This window comes from Desulfomarina sp., from assembly GCF_054039375.1.
Genome location: NZ_JBPLBA010000017.1, coordinates 1 through 18651, shown reverse-complemented (window position 1 = coordinate 18651; position 18651 = coordinate 1). Strand labels below are relative to the sequence as shown.

The 18651-nt window shown below is 48.3% G+C and carries 14 protein-coding genes; 2 read left to right on the top strand and 12 right to left on the bottom strand.

Annotation, left to right across the window (positions count from 1 at the left end; all coding sequences use genetic code 11):
- Window positions 1-454 precede the first annotated feature (454 nt).
- Window positions 455-2095 carry a methyl-accepting chemotaxis protein gene (locus tag ACXLDX_RS01145; protein ID WP_457575352.1) on the top strand — a complete coding sequence of 547 codons (1641 nt, stop codon included), beginning with the start codon at window positions 455-457 and terminating at the stop codon, window positions 2093-2095.
- Between the two features lie 41 nt (window positions 2096-2136).
- Here the strand turns inward: ACXLDX_RS01145 and argA are convergent, their stop codons facing one another.
- The gene (gene argA, locus ACXLDX_RS01140; RefSeq protein WP_457575351.1) at window positions 2137-3474 is read right to left on the bottom strand and encodes an amino-acid N-acetyltransferase; all 1338 of its coding nucleotides are present in this window, start codon (window positions 3472-3474) and stop codon (window positions 2137-2139) included.
- A 111-nt stretch (window positions 3475-3585) separates the two neighbouring features.
- Between argA and ACXLDX_RS01135 the strand changes: the two genes are divergently transcribed.
- Window positions 3586-4374: a TatD family hydrolase gene (locus ACXLDX_RS01135; RefSeq protein WP_457575350.1), complete on the top strand. Its 789-nt coding sequence runs from the start codon at window positions 3586-3588 to the stop codon at window positions 4372-4374.
- Between the two features lie 84 nt (window positions 4375-4458).
- Here ACXLDX_RS01135 and ACXLDX_RS01130 read toward each other — a convergent pair whose 3' ends face one another.
- From ACXLDX_RS01130 to ACXLDX_RS01080, 11 genes are all read right to left on the bottom strand, one after another.
- Window positions 4459-4914: a 4Fe-4S dicluster domain-containing protein gene (locus tag ACXLDX_RS01130; RefSeq protein ID WP_457575349.1), complete on the bottom strand. Its 456-nt coding sequence runs from the start codon at window positions 4912-4914 to the stop codon at window positions 4459-4461.
- On the bottom strand, window positions 4911-7031 hold the full coding sequence (locus ACXLDX_RS01125) for a molybdopterin-dependent oxidoreductase (protein ID WP_457575348.1): 2121 nt from the start codon (window positions 7029-7031) through the stop codon (window positions 4911-4913). The genes ACXLDX_RS01130 and ACXLDX_RS01125 overlap by 4 nt, the downstream gene beginning before the upstream one ends.
- Before the next feature lie 10 nt (window positions 7032-7041).
- On the bottom strand, window positions 7042-7698 hold the full coding sequence (locus ACXLDX_RS01120; protein WP_457575347.1) for a hypothetical protein: 657 nt from the start codon (window positions 7696-7698) through the stop codon (window positions 7042-7044).
- A 73-nt stretch (window positions 7699-7771) separates the two neighbouring features.
- Window positions 7772-9463, bottom strand: a complete 1692-nt coding sequence (locus ACXLDX_RS01115; RefSeq protein ID WP_457575346.1) for a sulfite exporter TauE/SafE family protein — start codon at window positions 9461-9463, stop codon at window positions 7772-7774.
- A 183-nt stretch (window positions 9464-9646) separates the two neighbouring features.
- Complete coding sequence (locus ACXLDX_RS01110) at window positions 9647-10012, bottom strand: response regulator (protein ID WP_457575345.1); 366 nt, start codon at window positions 10010-10012, stop codon at window positions 9647-9649.
- Window positions 10013-10034: 22 nt separating this feature from the next.
- Window positions 10035-11591, bottom strand: coding sequence for a two-component system sensor histidine kinase NtrB (locus tag ACXLDX_RS01105; protein ID WP_457575344.1), 1557 nt, complete (start codon window positions 11589-11591; stop codon window positions 10035-10037).
- The gene (locus ACXLDX_RS01100; RefSeq protein WP_457575343.1) at window positions 11591-12070 is read right to left on the bottom strand and encodes a hypothetical protein; all 480 of its coding nucleotides are present in this window, start codon (window positions 12068-12070) and stop codon (window positions 11591-11593) included. The genes ACXLDX_RS01105 and ACXLDX_RS01100 overlap by 1 nt, the downstream gene beginning before the upstream one ends.
- Window positions 12071-12482: 412 nt before the next feature.
- A complete protein-coding gene (locus ACXLDX_RS01095) occupies window positions 12483-13904 on the bottom strand; it encodes a sigma-54-dependent transcriptional regulator (protein WP_457575342.1) in 1422 nt (473 codons plus the stop codon).
- A 183-nt stretch (window positions 13905-14087) separates the two neighbouring features.
- On the bottom strand, window positions 14088-15143 hold the full coding sequence (locus ACXLDX_RS01090) for a protein-tyrosine phosphatase family protein (RefSeq protein WP_457575341.1): 1056 nt from the start codon (window positions 15141-15143) through the stop codon (window positions 14088-14090).
- A gap of 75 nt (window positions 15144-15218) precedes the next feature.
- Window positions 15219-17684 carry a PEP/pyruvate-binding domain-containing protein gene (locus tag ACXLDX_RS01085; RefSeq protein ID WP_457575340.1) on the bottom strand — a complete coding sequence of 822 codons (2466 nt, stop codon included), beginning with the start codon at window positions 17682-17684 and terminating at the stop codon, window positions 15219-15221.
- A 25-nt stretch (window positions 17685-17709) separates the two neighbouring features.
- Window positions 17710-18213 carry a DUF2062 domain-containing protein gene (locus ACXLDX_RS01080; RefSeq protein WP_457575339.1) on the bottom strand — a complete coding sequence of 168 codons (504 nt, stop codon included), beginning with the start codon at window positions 18211-18213 and terminating at the stop codon, window positions 17710-17712.
- Window positions 18214-18651: the final 438 nt, after the last annotated feature.

Below are 18651 nucleotides of genomic sequence, written 5' to 3'. Positions count from 1 at the left end.
ATTAGTCTTTTTGCCCGATACCTGCGTTGCCGATAAATTTTATCTTCGGAATATCAACAGTATGCCTACGGTAAAATTTCCCGTGCGTCTTGATCTCGAACAAAATCCTCATTTTTGGACAGACACTATTTTAGATAATTATTCAAGGTACTTTAAAGACTATCAGAAATAAAATAATATTACAATGTGCCCCGGGGTTTTAGATGAAAAGATGATATATTTCGACAACTTGAAAAAAGAGCTCTGTTAAAGTGTTTTTTCCGGAGAAAAAATTTTACATCTATGGCTGAATTGTGATAAACCCAAATTATAGGAGAAATAGAGTAACTGTTATGGGAAAAGCCTGTTTCTTTTCTGTGCCAGGTGTTATCGGGAAGAATATCACGAAACTGTCACGGATCCAGGTGTATGAACAGCTCAGACAGGAATTTCAGTGATTGGAGGAGTACGTTTTATGAAAGTGAGGACAAAAATCATACTTGTCACCGGCAGTCTGGCGTTAATCATTCTTGGGATGTTTCTTGTCACCTGGTGGGTAACCAACAACCAGAAGAATGATGGTGCCCTTATTAATATGGCCGGACGACAGCGGATGCTCAGTCAGAAAATGACCAGAGAACTTCTGGAAGGAGTAAGTACCGAAGACCGGGGTCTCCGGGAAAAGGCGTTTAACGCATCCGCCAACTCCATGCGAATTTTTAATACAACCCTCAACAGCCTGATGCAGGGAGGAGAGATTCCGTTGTCACTGGCCGTGGACAGCAAGAAAAGTTTTTCCTGCCCTCCGGTGGAAGGTGAAGCGTTGCAGCTTCTCCAGAATGTTCAACCTCTCTGGAAGGAATACAGGGGGAAAATGGAGAGGGTGATTGCCGGGGCTCCGTCTGCGAAGGAAGACCTGCGCTGGATAAAGGAGCATTCCAATAATCTTCTTGCCGCCATGAACAAGGCAGTGGTTCAGATGCAGAAAGATGCTGAATCATCAGTTTTCCTGCTTCTTGCCCTGCAGCTTGCCGGGCTCGGCACCGGTATCTTTTTCTCTATTATTGGAATTATTGTAATCCAGAAGGTTATCGGCAGACTGAATCAAATCAACGAATTCGCGCAGGTAATCGGCAGCGGTGATTTGAGTCGGAAATCAGGCATTAGAGGTGAAGATGAGATAGGGCAGATTGGTCATTATCTTGATGATATGAGCGGAAATCTGAATAATATGTTTGGTGAAGTTTCTGAAAATTCACAAAAACTCAGTGATCTTTCCACTTCGCTTGGAAATATTGCTGTTGAAATGCAGGAAAGGGCCAAGGCCACCTCTTCAATTTCAGTTGATGTGGCCCAGGCGGCGGAACAGATGAGTGCCAACATGAATACCGTGGCCGCGGCGACGGAAGAGGCTTCCACCAATATCGCCCTGGTTTCCACTGCGACAGAAGAGATGACATCGACTATTACAGAGATTGTCAACAATACCGAGCAGGCCCAGACCATTTCCGGAGAGGCGGTGGCAGAGGCAAATTCCGCATCTGAAAAAGTTGATGAGCTGGGACTTGCTGCTACTGAAATCGGCAAGGTAACAGAGACAATCACCGAGATTTCCGAGCAGACCAATCTGCTTGCCCTGAATGCAACCATCGAGGCTGCACGGGCGGGAGAGGCCGGAAAGGGTTTTGCCGTTGTGGCAAATGAGATAAAGGATCTGGCAAAGCAGACGGCGGATGCTACCCATGAAATCAAATCCAGAATAGAAGGTATTCAGAACTCCACCGCAGGAACGGTGACCCAGATTCAACAGATCACCAAAATAATAAATGAGGTGAACTCCATTGTTTCGACCATTACAACTTCAGTAGAAGAGCAGTCGGCGACTACAATGGAAATAGCAGACAATATTTCACAGGCGTCCCTGGGGATCCAGGAAGTTACTGAAAATGTTGCCCAGCTGTCGACCGTATCCAGTGAGGTGGCAAGTGATATGAGTGAAGTCTCCGAGCATAGTCAGGCGACCTCCAATTCTGCGGATAAGGTCAAGGATAACGGGGAGGATATTCAGAATCTGGCTCAAAACCTGGAGCAGATGGTCTCGAAAATAACTCTGTAGACACCCGGGTGCAACTCCTCACAGGCACCCCCTGTGAGGAGTTACACCTGGACGGCATCCTGAAGAGTTTTAATAAAAATCTTGGAGTTACGCTGGTAGTTATATAATTTTTTCCGGCTTGCCGGCATCATGTCCAGGCTTGTTTCCATAAATCCCTGTTCGAGAAACCAGTGGGCGGTCCTTGTGGTCAGGGCGAAGATCTGTTTCATGCCGTGTTGTTTCGCTTTTTTTTCGATATGGTCGAGCAGTTGTTTTGCCCGGCCATCTTTCTGGTACTCTTTTAAAACCGCTACACATGCCAGCTCTCCCGCAGCCGCATTGTCAATCGGGTAAAGAGCTGCGCAGCCGATAATCATATTATCCTTTTCCATTACGGTAAAATAATCTATTTCATTTTCCAGGAGTTCGCGGGATCGTTTTACCAGGATTCCCTTTTTCTCCAGGGGAGAAATGAGGTTCATGATACCGACAACATCGTTTGCTTCCGCTGCTCTGATGGATTCATAATGATCACCGTAAACCATCGTCCCGTTGCCGTCCCGGGTAAACAGCTCTTTGAGCAGTGTACCGTCTTCCATGGATGAAATGATATGTGCCCTGGGAACACCACGCCTGCAGGCGGCCAGGCAGGCACGCAGGGAAAAATAGGAGCTGGCGGGTGCGTGGTCCTGTTGGTCCCGGAGAAATGTTCTGCATTGCTCTATTGTCAACTGACGATAGAGACTGTTCTTTTTGTCATGGATGGGGCCGTCATCATTGAAAATCAGAATTTTATCGGCCTGAATGGCTGCAGCTACGCTGATTCCGACATCGGCAAACGAGAGGTTGAATACTTCCCCGGTAACCGAATATCCCAGGGGAGAAAGGAGCGGCAGTCCCCCGCCCTGGACAATGTCAAGAATGGCTTCAGTATCAACGCTGCGCACTTTTCCGGTCATCTGGTGATCTATGCCGTTGATTACTCCCTGGGGTTTCGCGGTAATGAAGTTGCCGCTGCGAAGTTTTATTTTTGCTCCGGACATGGGAGAGTCAGGCAGGCCACTGGAAAAAAGAGCCTCCAGTTGAAAACGTGTGGCGCCGACAGCCCTGAGGACGGGTTCCAGGTGGCTTCTTTCCGTAATCCTGGACCCTTTATGAAAACGGGAGTGTATGTTTTCCCTTAAAAGTTCCTTTTCGATCTGTATTCTTGCCCCGTGAACAATGACAAGGCGTATACCAAGGGAATGCAGGGTGGCGATATCCCAGATAATATTTGGAAAGTTCTGCTGGTCAATGCAGTCTCCCGGAATCATGATAACGAAGGTCTTTCCCCGGTGAAGATGAATATAGGGAGACACGTGGCGGAACCATTTTAAGAAATTATCGTTGTAACTGTTCATGAAAAAGGTCAATGTAAAAGGAGAGTTTGTTCATTTGTGAACAGACACTAACCTAGCTTTTTTCCAGTCTCTTTTCAATCATATTTCATTTCCGCGAACAGAGGGGGACGGATGGAAAGGAAAACAGGAATCATTGATACCCACTGTCATCTTAATCATTCTCTTCTTGTTTCAGACCTTGATGGTATTCTGTTCCGCAGCCGGAAGGCCGGGGTTACTGATTTCGTTATTCCAGGTTACCGGTATGATGACTGGCAGGAAATACTCTCCTTGTGCCGTAAAAAATCATATCTCCATCCAGCCCTGGGATTACATCCTCTTTTTCCCTGTGAGCCGGATGCTCTTGAGGTTTTACGTAATCTCTGCGAAAGAGAAAAGGTGGTTGCCGTGGGGGAGATTGGTCTTGATTTTCAGCATGGGCACGAAAATTTTCAGCAACAGCAGGAAAATTTCAGGGGACAGCTAGAGATTGCGGAAAATTTGCACCTGCCGATCCTGCTCCATGTGCGCAAGGCCCACGATCAGGTGCTGGCTGTGCTGCGACGGTCACATTTCAGTTATGGTGGTATTGTTCATGCTTTTAACGGCAGTAGACAGCAGGCGGAAATATACCTGCGGCTCGGGTTTGTGTTGGGCTATGGCGGTATGCTGACATGGGCGAGGGCAAGAAAAATCAGAAAACTGGCTGCCGAACTCCCCCTGGAGGCAATTGTTCTTGAAACAGATGCACCTGATATGGTTCCAGCCGACAAAAAAGGTTTGCCTAACAGCCCTGAATATCTGCCGGATATTCTGAATGCTTTGTCTTCATTACGATCCGAATCGGCAGTGGAAATTGCCAGGCAGACCAGCGCGAATGCAAAAAAGATACTGAAGCTGCAGACAGCGGCGTGCCTGTGAGCAATTACAGTTCAGGGGCAACAAAACCATAGAGTTGTTGCCCCTGAGAGTAGTGACAGGATGATATCACGCTGATGCGGAGAATTATTCCACTTCCTGAAGGATAACAAATTTCAGGGCATGGGTGGTGCATTTGGTGACACAGGCCGGTCTCAGGCCTGCGTCCACGCGATCCATACAGTAATCACACTTGACTGCTTTTTTGGTATCGGGATTCATCTGAGGAATTGTCCACGGACAGGCACCGGCACAGGCCATGCAACCAATGCACTTTTCCTGGTCGATATAGACAATGCCGTCTTCCCGTTTGATCATGGCATCCGTCGGACAGATCGGCACACAGAACGGTTCCTCGCAATGATAGCAGGAACGGAAAAAGAACTCCGTTTTGGAAACACTTTTGACAGTGACCATCTCGGAGTGATCAATTTCACACAGTTGAGGTCCTACCGGCAGATTCTTGTTGGCCTTGCAGTGGATTTCGCAACCGTGGCAGCCTATACATCGTTTTCCGTTGAGGTAGATCATATATTTGTTCATAACTCAACCCTCCTCTTGGCACTCCTGACACTGCGACGGACGACAACAAAAACCTCGCAGAGGTTAATGGCACCACCAGCCTGGTCCCAGTCTTCCAGTTTGTTATCCATCAGTTTCTGGTCACTGATTCCGGCATGACAGGCCCTGGTCTGGAGAGGAATCTCCCGACCGAAACCGTGCAGGGTATAGACTGCTTCCGGATGGATGTATTCTACCACGCGTGCGGGAACTGTTCCGCTGTAGGTTTCATTCTCCGAGACAACATCAACCAGGTCACCATCTGAAATACCCAGTTTCTTGGCAGCCTTGACATTGATCCACAGGCTGTTTTCAGGCATCAGCTCATTGAGGAGCGGATTGTTGATGGTATGACCGTGGGTATGAACAGCGGTGCGGCCATAGACCAGCCTGAACATGCCTTTCGGTGGTCTGATGGGCGATTCATATTCCTTCAGGGAGGGCAGGCCGGCATCGTCCAGTTTCTTGCTGATGATTTCAATTTTTCCCGAAGGAGTCTTGAACTGGCCGTCAAGGTTTTTCGGATCGTACATGATCACCTTGTCGGTGAGGGGGATGAAACCTTTCTCGTCAAAGTCTTCAAGTTTGAATCCCGTTGGTTCCAGCTGCCACTTCCAGTAATCTTCAATGGTGTCAAATGGGAAGAAATCCTTCATATCCAGGCGGTCTGCCAGGTCTTTGAAGATCTGCCAGGATGGCTTGGTATCGTTTTCCGGTTCTATCGCTTTCTGCCTCCTGCCGAATCGTGGCTTGGGGCCTTTCTGGACACAGATGCCATTGTCTCTTTCCAGGTAGGTGGATTCCGGCAGGATAACATCGGAGTACCAGCCGAATTCGCTATAGTGAGCGTCAATGGATACGAGCAGGTCACATTTATCAAAATATTTTTCCTGCTTCTGGGGCTCGGGCATGCATGAAAACGGATCATGGCGCATGGCTATCCAGGCCTTGATCGGATAGGGGTCTTCACTCTCCATGGTGGGAAAGAAGAGATGGGCAAGCCCCGGTCCCTTGTCGAAGTGATTGTATTTCCAGCCGACACCATCACCACGTTTGATATCCGGCTTGGGAAAATCAATATTTCTGATGGACGGTACTCCGCAGTCACCTGGTCCCTTGGGAATAATGAGACCACCCTTCTGTTCAATGCTGCCCATGAGGACATTCAGGATATGCAGGGCTCTTGCGGCATAGAAGGAATCTTTGTACCTGGAATAGTTCCAGCCCGGATGGAAGATCACTTTCGGCATGTCTTCCTGCAGCTCATCCACAAAGTTTTTTATAGCCTTTTCACGTACACCACATTCCCTGGCTGCCCATGCAGGTGTATACTGTTCTACAAAATAACAGAGCTGGTCAAAACCGGTGACATATCGTTCAATAAATTCAGCGTCATAGGCTTCTCTGCGGATTATTTCGTGAATCATACCCAGGGCCAGGGCATAATCCGTCCCCGGACGTACCTGAAAAAAACGGGTGGCCTTCAGTCCGGTCATTGTCTGGCGAACGTCGACGTAGGTCAGCTTACCCCCGTTGTCGAGCATGTCAAGGGTCTGCAGGTTTTCAGCAATACGCAGGGAAGAAAACATATTGCGTCCGAAAAGAATCAGGTGTTTTGCGTTCTTGATATCGTAGACGAACCCTTTTCTGCCCACGCCATTGATGGAAAGGCTGGAGTGGTGGGTGTTCCGTCCACAGGTGTTGTCATGGTTTGTGTAATTCGGAGACCCGAACCTGTGAATAAATGCCTTGTACAGGGATTGCCACGGGCCACCCCTGGAGCTGAGGACAACGGATTCCGGTCCATATTCACTTTTTATATTTTTCAGCTTATCCGTAATATAATCATAAGCTGTCGGCCAGCTGACCGCCTTCCAGCGGCCGGAGCCCCTGGCACCATCACGGATAAGTGGCTGCTGGGGCCGTTCTTTATCGGCAACCAGTGCCGGGCCGGCAGAACCTTTTGCGCAGAGAGCACCACCTAAGAGATGTTGATTCCCTTCGATCCAGGTTACCTTGTTGTTTTCTGTTTCCACCCTGATGGGACAGCGTACAGTGCACATCCCGCAGATGGAGTAAACAGATTTTTTCATCATCATACCTCCAGAATCAGGAACATCTTTCGATGCCCGATTGATCAAGTGAGTTTCCATTTACCTGTCCGGGCAGTTCAATTCTTTTTTTTTCCTGCCCGTGGTCTAAAATTTTGTTACGTTTTTTTATCCAGTTTATGACATACAGGCCAATGTTGAGGAGAACAACAGTGGTGAGAAACCAGAAAACTGCTCCGATTACAACCGGGTTGTCGTGGCCTAATCTGAACACGTAATCCCTGCCGAAAACTTCCAGGAGCCTTTCGGCCCGGTACGATTCATTAATGTAGGAAGCCATGGAGATAACAGGCAGGTAAAAAGTGATAAAGCTGAGCATCAGTCCTTCAAAAAAATAGTCGTAGTAGGCCTTGTTGAGTTTGGCCTGGTCTATGTTTTTTGCCAGAGTCTTTGCCTTTTCCCTGTCCTCGCAGCGCATGGCCTCTTCACGCAGGGAGAGCCAGTATTGAAACTCTTTTTCCAGTTTTACGAGCCGTTTGGTGCGGATATATTTTTTCAGCACCTTGGTTATACCGACCGTAACAAGACCAAGAAGGAAAATAACTCCGACGGGCCCGAGAAAATGCAGATGCCCGAGCAGAGAGTCAAGAGTCAAAACTCCCTGGCGGATAAGGGAATAAAGATATTCCCATGCTGTGTCAAAAACTGTGTCCATGTTCTGTTTCCGTATCCCCTGCGGCAGTTAAGTGCCGCAGGGGAAGTTATTTGTTACCGATGAACCCTGTGGCTTAGATCCAGTATTCTATCTTCAGGAACCGGAAGAACAGGAAGAACAGGGTACATGCCAGGATGATTTTCAGCGCTTTTTCGCTGAAAAGTTTCTGGAAGCGGCTGCCGAGCATACCGCCGACAAAACCACCGATGATGATGGCAATGGCGAGAGTAAGGTCAGGCAGGTAGCCGTTCATCACGTAGCCGATGAAGGAACCGATACTGGAGAAACAGGTACCGATAAGAGAAATCGGCACAGCTACGTACATGGGCAGGGCCGCAATAGTGGTCATCATCGGAACGAGCAGGAAGCCGCCGCCGATACCGAACGCGCGGGAAACAACACCGACGATGATACCGAGAAAGGCGAACAGTGCCGGATTGATACGGAATTCTTCACCCCAGAACTTGAAGCGGTAATCGAATATTCCGGATTTGACCGGTTCGATGGAACCCATTTCCACTGCGCCGCCTTCTTCCTTGGCTTTTTTGACTGCAGCGTTGAATTTCTGGGTCATGGCTTTGATGTTCTTTCTCTTGGCCATGGCCTTGGGAGTCATTTCCATCAGGGTTTTGATGGCCATGATGACAACCAGTACACCCAGCCATTCTTTGTAGGCCTTCAGGGAAAGGTACTGGGTGGCGTATTTACCGAGCCATACGGAACCGATGAAAATACCGGCACCGAAGGAGAGTCCCACGGGCCAGGCCACACGCCTTTCAACTACTGCGAAGCGGTAGAAGCTTCCCAGGGGGGAGAAGAGAGTAAGGGCGATATTGGAAGGACGAAGGACGTTGGCGGCATTGATACCGACAGGTCCCGCGGTCTGGACAACGAGGGCCTGGAAGGCGCCCATCAGCATACCGCCGGCGGCACCGATCATGGAAAAATAGGTTCCCACCAGGATTGCGCCGATAACGACGAAAATCGGGTTCATATATCGGTACCCTTTGTTCATCCAGAAACCGTTTTTGGTAACATTATAAGAACCGGCCTTGGTGCCGTTCACATAAACGTCGAATTTGGTGTTTGGCGCGGTATGACGGAAGGTGGCAAAGGAGGCGGTGAACTGTCCGGTTGCCTTGTCAAGCTGGATGGTTGTGCCCTTGTCCCAGTAATTATCGGTCTGACCGAGAACACTTCTGGCGAAGATGACAACTTTACCCTTTTTGTTTCCTTCTTTTACGACGGTATTGATACCATATTTTTTCTCATGGCCCCATTTCAGCATGTTCCACTGGTCGGCGGTCTTGATCGGGCCGAGCATGGATCTGGCACCGGCATCAATGGAGTTGAAGTCTTTTTTCAGCTTGAACATGGTGGCGGTGTAGAGTCCGCCTCCTTTTTTAAAGAGAAAAGAAGGGCCACCGAATTTTTTGGTGCTGTCTTTTCCGAATGCTTCCCGGTTGGTGGTCAGCATATAGTAAAGCGGTGGAATTGCAGTATCGAGTTTAAAATTGAATTTCTTTGCGTTTTTCTTGAACTTTTTCTTTTCATTGACACCGTTTGAATCTTTCGGGGCAAACATCTTCTGCTGGGCGACAGCAATATAGAGCTCTTCCCCCGGGGTGATTGTTCCTTTGATCGTAACGGTATCACCAGCTTTATATTCGGTGGCTGAAATGGTCGTTTCGGCAAAACCGGTATTGGCGACGAGGAAAATAATTGTCGCGGTCAAAAGGGTTACAGGCCAGAATGATTTCTTCACTTTCTCACTCCTTTATAAGGGTTAATAGGATTCCGTAGCTGTTTTCAGCACGGCCGGTTAAAAAATATATTCTAATTACGCATAAAACTTGGCCAGACACTTGCGAACCTGGGGATGTGCCTGAGTTTCATTGGTAATCAGGAAATATAAAAGACTCTGATGACCAGAGTTGTAAAAACAATGCTATTCATCTGATGCGAGTATTTTTTCTACTTTCTTTTCCAGTTCCTGCTTGTCTATAGGCTTGACGCAATATTCATCAGCACCGAAACTCAAGGCATCCCGTGCTGTTTCCACAGTGGGGTATCCGGTGAGGATAATCGTTCTGATGGAAGGCTGGAGTCGCTTCAGTTCCGCCAGCACCTCAATACCACTCATTTTCTTGAGTTTGATATCCAGGATTGCGAGATCAACATGGTTTTTATCCACATACCTGATCGCGTCTTCCTCCTCAGTGAAGGTGTGTACCGTATGTCCTTTTCTGGAAAGGATTTTCTGAATAAGGACACATGCGTCACGGACATCGTCCAGAGTTAGAATTTCAGCCATTTTGATCCTTCAGTTAAGAAATTTAGTTTTTCCCATTGTCCACAGGAACAGGGAGCTCAATATGCATGGCCGTTCCCGGGGTGAGTTGACAGCTGTTGCTCTTATACATGACAGGGCTTTCAACCCTGATGGTTCCCTTGTGATCCTCGATAATGCCGTAGCTGACTGACAGGCCGAGTCCCGTTCCCTTGCCCACGGATTTGGTGGTAAAAAAAGGATCAAAAATCCGATTGCTGATCTTGGGGTCAATTCCGGTGCCGGTGTCAATGACCGACGCCGTGATAATTCGTTTTTCCCTGTCATACCTGGTTCGAACCGTGAGGACACCGCCTTCGTCTTCCATGGCATGCTGGGCATTGTTGATCAGGTTGACAAACACCTGGCGGAGTTTTTCCTCATCCCCTGTGATGACGGGCAGATTCTCCGCAAAACAGCGTTCCACTTCAATATGATCAAGGTGCAGATTATGTTCCGTTATGGCCAGGACATCGGTCAGGATTTCATTGATATTCACTTCCCTGGGAGAGGAACCTGATTGTCTGGAAAACTTGAGAAGATCAGCGACGATTTTCCTGCATGCCTGGCTCTGGCGTTCAACGACTACCAGGTTTTCGTACTCTTCACTGTCTTTTGGGAAATCATCTTTCATGAGTTGGGCATAGCCGAGAATAATACCAAGCGGTGTGTTGATCTCATGGGCGACACCCGCAGCCATCTGGCCGACCGAGGCCATTTTTTCGGTACTGACCATCTGGGAGTTCATGGCCTTTAAACGGGTAAGGTCTTTTGCGATACCCTCGCAGCCGATAAATTCTCCCTTGTCATCAACAAGGGCTGTAGCGGAAAGAAGGGTGTAAATAATCGATCCATCTTTTTTGATCAGCTCCGCTTCAAAATCTTCCACGAATTTCTGGTTCTGCAGGGTCGCATTGAAGTTTTCCAGATCATCCTGGTGAGTGAAGAGGTGCTTCAGGGAGAAGGAGGGAGGAGCGTCTTCGGAATAATCAAGCATTTTCAGGCCGGCACTGTTCATATCAATAATGCGTCCGGTCTTGTCACAGAAGAAGACCATGTCTTTTGAGTTATGAAAAAAATTTCTGAACTTTTCTTCAGACAGGGCCAGATCCTGGGTACGGCTTTCAACCATTTCTTCAAGATGCAGGTTCATCTCCTTCATGATTTCTCCCGCTTCTTCCAGGCTTTTATTGGCGAGCTTGAGGCTTTCGGCTTTTTTCTGGATAGCTCTGTAGCTTTCAATACCCTTGTGATAATAGATGGTAACGGCCGAGACAGAGATCATAAGCAGGGTGTTGAGTCCTCCGGAAAAGGGAGAGATCATTTTCCACACTTCTTTCTGGTCACTGATAAGAAGGGCTTGTTTGACCATATGACCCACGGCCCTGGAGATGGAGAAAATAACCAGGGTGATGCAGAAGTAGTGGAGGAAACCCCATATGAAATTTTCCGGTTCCCGGCGAATCAGCAGAAAAGTATATCGCAGAGAGAGGAAGGAAAGAATGATCATCACCTGGGAGCCGATAATGTCGGTTATAACGGAAGGAAGCATGTACATTTCCATCAGTTACCCTCCTCATCCAGGGAGGCCCGGTAAAACGAGCGAAGCGCAATATAGAGAAAAAACATGGCGGGAACCGTCAGCAGATGGTCCAGTTTCGCTGTATAGTAGGCTATTTTTACAAGCGTTAAAGGTTTATTGACCTTACTGAACAAATATCCGTCGACAATGGTGAAATCCTTCGGGTGGAGATACTGGGTGGCCTCATGGCCGATGAGGGCAAGGAGATTCCAGAAAATAGTTAGAACGCAGAAGATCCGCAGGTAGGTCCAGCCCCGGTTGGAGAAGGCTGAGCGCTGGGTGTCCCAGTACAGATAACCAAGGGCCGCCATATAGAGAATATGGGCCATCTGGTGAACATACATACCCTCCGGTTCACCATGTGCCTGCAGGGCCATACTCCGTTCCGGAAGAAACAGGCAGACCGTCAACACGGTAAAGAACAGCAGGGGAGTACTGTACTGGTTTCTGAGTGGTGTCATTTGTAAACTTTACAAAGCCAGGTGCAACAAAAAAGTTGCAGAAATTCAGTTTCTCTCTTTTTTCTTCAGTGTGCCGGTTTCAGCATACTCTCCGAGAGTTGTTCAGGCAGCATACGCCCGATGATGGTGAATCGTTTAGCATTTTGTGTGCCAGATGATGCGGAATGCTTGATAAGTTTTGCAGAGACAGTAGAACTGAAAATCAATTCAGGTCTGTACTTTCATCGTAACATGTTGAAAATTATGATTTATTGTGTCGTGAGGGCGTGGCGGTTTTTCGGAGAGGTTCGCGTGTGGATGTACGGTGCCGGGAGGATTTGTCTGGTGGTTATGGCGTGAGAATGGGGATATACCTGCATTAAAAATGTTGCACAGGATAAAAAGGTTGCATGGTGGTGGACTTTCCCAACGGCTATTTGCGAAAATCTTCTGAAACGATCCTGTATTTTCGCATGAGGCGTTGAAAGGCCTGGCGGTCTATACCGCTCTGCCGTGCAGCTGCCGAAACGTTACCTTCTGTTTTTTTCAGGGCCTGGGTGAGGTATGCGGTTGTGAATCGTCGAATAGTTTTTTCCTTGGCCTCCTTGTAGTTCCCGGAGAGAAACGCACAGTCAGCGACAGGTTCGGGCTGGGTGTAGCGATCAAATCGTGCCGAGGCCATCAGGTCTTCGGGTGTGATCTGTTTTTCGCGGCAGAGCAGGGTGGCCCTGTTGATGGTGTTTCGCAGCTGGCGGACGTTGCCTTTCCAGGTTTTGCGCATGAGAAACTGCAGCGCCTCGGGGCTGAATTCAAGCTCTTCCCGTTCATATTCCCTGCTGAATTCCTTGAGAAAATGATGGGCAAGCAGGGGGATGTCTTCTGCTATTTCAGAAAGAGTCGGCAGGATTACCGGCATGACATTCAACCGGTAAAAAAGATCTTCCCTGAATTCGCCACTGGCCATTTTTTCCTCAAGATTCTGGTTGGTTGAGGCGAGAACCCTGACATCAACCTTGATTGTACGGGTCTGTCCCAGGGGCTGGATCTCCTTTTCCTGGAGGACACGGAGAAGTTTTGTCTGGACGGAAACAGGGATATCGCCGATTTCATCGAGTAGCAGGGTGGAGCCATCCGCCTCCAGGAAAAGCCCATCCTTGTCGGTTTCTGCTCCGGTAAATGCACCTTTAACGTAGCCGAACAGTTCACTTTCAAGAATGTGTTCGGGAAGAGCGGGACAGTTTACCGTGATCATTTCCCTGTCGGCTCGTTTGCTCATACTGTGAATGGCCCGGGCGGCCACCTCTTTTCCCGTTCCGGATTCACCGCGGATAAGTACGGTGGCACAGGTCGTTGCCAGACGGGAGAGCAGTTCCACCGTATGAACAATGGGTTTGGACTGGCCGATAAATCCTGTTTTCAACAGCGGTTTTGCCAGTTGCTGCTGGAGACGCCTGTTTTCCCTCAGCAGGTGGGTTCGTTCCAGAGCTCTGTGGATGGAGCCGATGATTTTTTCATTGTCGAAAGGTTTCTGGTGAAAATCATAAGCACCGTCTTTCAGTGCCTGTACCGCCATTTCTATAGTGCCATAGCCGGTCATGACCACTGTGCTGATGGTGGAATCGGTGTCGGAAATTTTTTTTAACAGTTCAAGGCCGTTCAGGTCAGGCATTTTGATATCCGTCAGCACCACGTCAGGGTGCCAGGTGCCTGTTTTTTCCAGAGCCTGGAACCCGGAGGTGGCAAGAGACACTTCGCACCTGCATTTTCTTGAGATCACCTTTTCCAGGAGAACGAGAAAATCTTCTTCGTCATCCACGATGAGGACACGTCTTTTCAATTGCTTCCCTTCTTTCATCCTGTTCAGTCCTGGTCCATTCTGAAATGAATTTTAAATTTACAATCAGGTTTTTTTGAAAAAGTCATTCGCCTCCCTTCGGTTCATCCTCTGACGAGTTCAGGATACAGTCATCCCGGAAAAATAACACCTAAATCCTGTAATTGGCAAGTATGTCGGAAACACAGGTGGCCTTAATCAAGGTCAGGATTGGTTTTTTGTTCTTGCCATCAGGTGAAAATAAGTCTGGATGAATTTTCCGGAAACAGTATCAATAAGGGAAGAATAGATACCAGTGCCCCTTGGAAACTGACCGGCTAGAACGAGAAATGTTTCCTGGGAGAGACGGGAGAGTTCTCCCATAACCGATTCAAGAAAAAGTGGGTCAAGGGTGGAGCCGCCGTTAGTTCTGCAGCGGATCGGTCTTGCCTTAAAAAGAATGCAGGAACCGTTAACGGAAAGGGGACACAGGATACCTTCTTTTATATAGAGTTCCTGCAGACCGAACGGCTGTGGAGGAGTGAGGCATTTCAAACAATGCTGCAGTTTCTCTCTGCACGCCAGGGCACGTTCGATTGCTGCCGACCTGGCCTCTGCGCTGAGCAGTCGGTTAAGGGAGTCGTTGAGATGAAGTGCTTCGAGCAGAGGCAGGGAAAACGAAGTATGGCAGCAGCAGTCGGTGGCTGCACCACAAAGCTGCCTGGTGCCGTTTTCTGCCATTTTTGCATCAACTTTTTTTGCAAGCAGGCGGTATTCCCGGTAAAAATGTTCGAGGTCGTCCGGTTGATCATGGGCAACCCTGGGAGGCTTGAGGGAAAGGCGGCCCTGTTTTCTGCTGTATTTTCTGAGAAGTTTCCATTGCCTGTATGTAGCTGGTTTGGCGCTGGTTTTTTTGAGCTCCTTCTGTGTCTTCTTCATGCCGAGCCCCCGGCGCAGGAGGTAGGCGGAGGTGATTGTGCCGGTTCGGCCCTGGCCGAACCGGCAGTGGACCAGAACCTTTTTTTTCAGATAAACGGCTTCATCAAGCCATTGCAGACCTTTCTCAAGTTCTTCAATGTCGGGTGCGCATTCATCGTCAATTGGCATATAATAGACTTCAAAACCAGCTTCTTCTTCGAGTTGGTGCAGGTCGCTGAATTCATGACAGAGATTGAAAATCGCATTTATTCCCTGGCGGCCGATGGAGTCAAGATCATCGTAGGACATGGGGGCTCGACCAACGCCTAAATATTCGGTTATCCATGTGATTGTATAGCTCATAATACCGGCCTTTTTCATTTTCTGAAGTACAGGATTTTGGATTCAATTGATGGGTAACTGGAAAATTATAATTTTTCAAGGTACCCCGAAGCGGTCATCTATCTGAAAAAAATGGTCAAGATGTGAGGCTACAGATTTCCTGTCTTTCAAGACCATATCCATCAGTTTGGATGTCCCGAGCATTCTGCCAAGGGTGACCAGGCACTGGTTCATCCGGTCAGTCGGCAGGGTTTCGATTCGCGCGTCCAGAAGATCGGTTTTGGCGTTTACTGAAAAACCCAGACGACGAAGTATTGTCTCCAGATATTTTAACCTGAAATACCTTCCCTCTACTGTACCACCACCACCGGCAAACCTGATGGTACAGTAATTCTGTTCACTGTTTTTACCACAGAGGGTGTCCACAACGGTAAAATGGTAGCCGAACCTGATGTTGAGATTGAGATAATCGGCTGCATATACGCCATAACTTGCGGATTCCGACTTGTCGGCAAAAACAAATCCGTCAGTCATTGCACCCCGGTCATATTGTTTCCAGTTATAGTACTGGTGATCTCCCCAGGTAATGGACGGGTGGGTCAGGCCATGCCAGAGTGCCTGGAATGGTGTTGAATGTACCTGGTCAATGGTGATGATGTCACCATGGTGGGGGGCTGTTTCGTCGACATTCATGAGATAGAGTTCGAACGGCAGATCAGTCTTCAGCAGTTTTCTGCGACCGCGCCTGCTCCCGGAACTGCCTATGGCGAACATGGACTGTACACCTTTTTCATGGGCATAACGTACAATGTCATGGAAAGACCTGCATGCCCCGGGGATAAAGTCATCTCCGTCGGGGTCGAGGACACTCAGGGGAGTAATAAAATCGAGAATGGCCTGGAGTCTTCGGAAATAAGGATGGTTTTTTTTGGTTGATGTGTCCCTGGGAAAAAGAGGTTGTGTCTTGTCTGCTCCACGGTAAACTTTCCTGTGCACGGCATCCACGGTGATCTGTTCCTTTGGCCGCACCTTGGAGTTGATGCCTTCAGCATTGACAACCAGGGGGATTCCCAGTTCACGGCAGATTGTGGAAAAATGGCTGGCAACGCTGCCATGTGCGGCTATCACACCACTGCATCGTGGCAGGAGAAGGATAAGTGATGCGGGGATATGCTCAACAATGAGTATCGCATTGAAGGGGATGGAGTCGGGGTCCTGTTGTGGGCCTGGAAAAAATGAAGGTCCGCTGGCAATACCAGCGGATGCGGTAATGCCGCCATGGTACAGAAGAGGCAGGTTGTCCATTGAAAGGTTTTCCCTGCTGTTTTCTTCAGGAATCTCGTCCGCTGTTTTCAATGGACGACTCTGGAGAATAACTACTCCCCGTTGGTCCGAGGCCCATTCCACATCCTGGGCAGCACCGAAAAATAACTCGAGATCCAGTGCAATCCGGACAAGATCATCAGCCTGATTTCTGGAAATGAGTGCCAGGTCTGAGAAGTTATCAAGATAGTTTCCGCCTGTCTTGTGAAAGCGAATCAGTTCGGATTTCGTTTTACCGCTGACAAGCTTTTCGCCGCTCCCCCGGACACCGTGAATGAAAACGGTCTCTTTTTCTCTTCCGGTGGGATCTGTTGTGTAAATGACTCCCGCCTGTTCCGCCTGCACCATTTTCATGATTACTACGGCCATCGGTGCCTCAGTATCACTGATCCCCGCCGAGATCCTGTACAGCAGGGCTTTTGGACTGTATTTGGATGCGAGTACCTTCCGGTAACCATCCAGAAGCCTGTCAGGGGGAACATTGAGGAGAGACAGGTACTGGCCTGCAAAAGAATTCATGCCATCCTCATTGACCGCACTGGATCGAACAGCAAAAACAGGATCTCTCATATTTTCGGTAGTTTTGATCAGTTGCTGAGATGCAATGTTGAAAGGCTGCTCAAGGTCCGGAGGGAGTTTTATTGATTCAATAAGGCCGGTGAGTGATTTTGAAATGGTCTGCAGGGAGGAGCTGTTGGCTGGATCAAAATTCAGGAGAAGGTTGTTTATTTCGGGACGGAGATCATTGTGTTCAAGGATACGGTTCCAGGCATTGGTTGTGATTACGAATCCGGGTGGTACCGGGTGTCCCAGCTCCTGAACAATCCGACCGAGATTGGCTGCCTTGTTTCCTGTTTTCGATGGATGGATTCGACTGTCCTCCAGCCTGAGAATGAAGGGTGGTTCGGTCGGCTGGGGTGGCGGCTGCAGAAGATACCTGATATAGGAGTCAAATTTTTTATAATAGACAGCCAGATCTGCGGTATCCCGTCCTGCAATGGCGGTGACCTCCTTTACCATTGCACCGACAGCCAGGCTCAGCTCGGCGTAGAGGTGTGCTATACGGGTCCATTCAGCAGGATCTTTTCTGAAAAAAAGATCCTGAAAATCCGCAATAAGTTCATGGCATTTTCGGTCTTCCTCAAGGAGCCGTTTAAATGCTTCATAGGTATTACGCTGGAGGAGATGAGGGGCGAAAAACCTGTAAATCCAGCGTTGGAAGAGGGTACTGTTAAACATTGACAGCCTCTTTTGCCCGGGATCCTCAGTTGTTGAGCAACTTTTTCCTGCCTCTGCGAAAGAGAAAAATGCAGAGAAGCCTGTGGGAGAACAGATAAACAAGTATACCGGTAATCATGCCGATTGCAAGACTTCCAATAACAAGAGGAATAAGAACATCTTTTCCCATACTCAGAACAGCGATAACCTGATCTTTTATGTCCCAGAAGCTGAGGCGGGCCATTGTTCGACCAATTTCCAGGAACTGTCTGCTCACTTCTCCAAGGGGTGGACCTTCCCAGATCCTGCATCCCAGCCAGTAGTTAAACGTATAGATGGGAGCCACGGTGAGCGGATTTGTGATCCAGACAGGAACCATGGCTGCAGGTCGGTTCAGGTTGAAAAAGGTTGCTGCCAGTACTGCGAGAATCAGTTGAATTCCCATGGTTGGCGTAAAAGCTATAAACGTACCAAGTCCGAGTCCTCCAGCAATGGCCCTGGGAGTGGAACGCAGCCTGAGAACCCAGCGGAGGACAGGTCGTATGCGCATAAAAAAATTATACTTGTTTTTCCTGCTTTTTGCAGACATCTTTTTGGTTTCAGGCCGGTGCGAAATTTTGAGATCAGCGGAGCGCTATCCCTGTTGTCTCCAGAGGTACAAATGGCCGGAGTTCCCAGTCCGGTCATGTTCAGGTTATACTATCCTTCTTCTAAATAACAAAAGTTATCTTGATTACCCATGAAATTCAGCCAAATTATGGATGTACCTGTTTTATCAGGCTGGCCTACGGTCAAAAATCACTGGAAATCTCAAATGATAAGGAATTCAAATGAAAAAGTGTCAGTCCAGATCATTTTATAATCAGTCTAATGTGATTTTTGAAATACGCCTGATAAAACAGGCCCAATCCCCAGACTCACAAATAACAGACTGAGTTTCGTAGGTGAACAGATATATTATACATAAAACAGGCCAATAGCCAGAGTT

Coding starts and splice junctions, on each gene's coding strand:
- ACXLDX_RS01145 (WP_457575352.1), top strand. CDS start 455: ATGAAAGTGAGGACAAAAATCATACTTGTCACCGGCAGTCTGGCGTTA.
- argA (WP_457575351.1), bottom strand. CDS start 3,474: ATGAACAGTTACAACGATAATTTCTTAAAATGGTTCCGCCACGTGTCT.
- ACXLDX_RS01135 (WP_457575350.1), top strand. CDS start 3,586: ATGGAAAGGAAAACAGGAATCATTGATACCCACTGTCATCTTAATCAT.
- ACXLDX_RS01130 (WP_457575349.1), bottom strand. CDS start 4,914: ATGAACAAATATATGATCTACCTCAACGGAAAACGATGTATAGGCTGC.
- ACXLDX_RS01125 (WP_457575348.1), bottom strand. CDS start 7,031: ATGATGATGAAAAAATCTGTTTACTCCATCTGCGGGATGTGCACTGTA.
- ACXLDX_RS01120 (WP_457575347.1), bottom strand. CDS start 7,698: ATGGACACAGTTTTTGACACAGCATGGGAATATCTTTATTCCCTTATC.
- ACXLDX_RS01110 (WP_457575345.1), bottom strand. CDS start 10,012: ATGGCTGAAATTCTAACTCTGGACGATGTCCGTGACGCATGTGTCCTT.
- ACXLDX_RS01105 (WP_457575344.1), bottom strand. CDS start 11,591: ATGGAAATGTACATGCTTCCTTCCGTTATAACCGACATTATCGGCTCC.
- ACXLDX_RS01100 (WP_457575343.1), bottom strand. CDS start 12,070: ATGACACCACTCAGAAACCAGTACAGTACTCCCCTGCTGTTCTTTACC.
- ACXLDX_RS01095 (WP_457575342.1), bottom strand. CDS start 13,904: ATGAAAGAAGGGAAGCAATTGAAAAGACGTGTCCTCATCGTGGATGAC.
- ACXLDX_RS01090 (WP_457575341.1), bottom strand. CDS start 15,143: ATGAGCTATACAATCACATGGATAACCGAATATTTAGGCGTTGGTCGA.
- ACXLDX_RS01085 (WP_457575340.1), bottom strand. CDS start 17,684: ATGTTTAACAGTACCCTCTTCCAACGCTGGATTTACAGGTTTTTCGCC.
- ACXLDX_RS01080 (WP_457575339.1), bottom strand. CDS start 18,213: ATGCGCATACGACCTGTCCTCCGCTGGGTTCTCAGGCTGCGTTCCACT.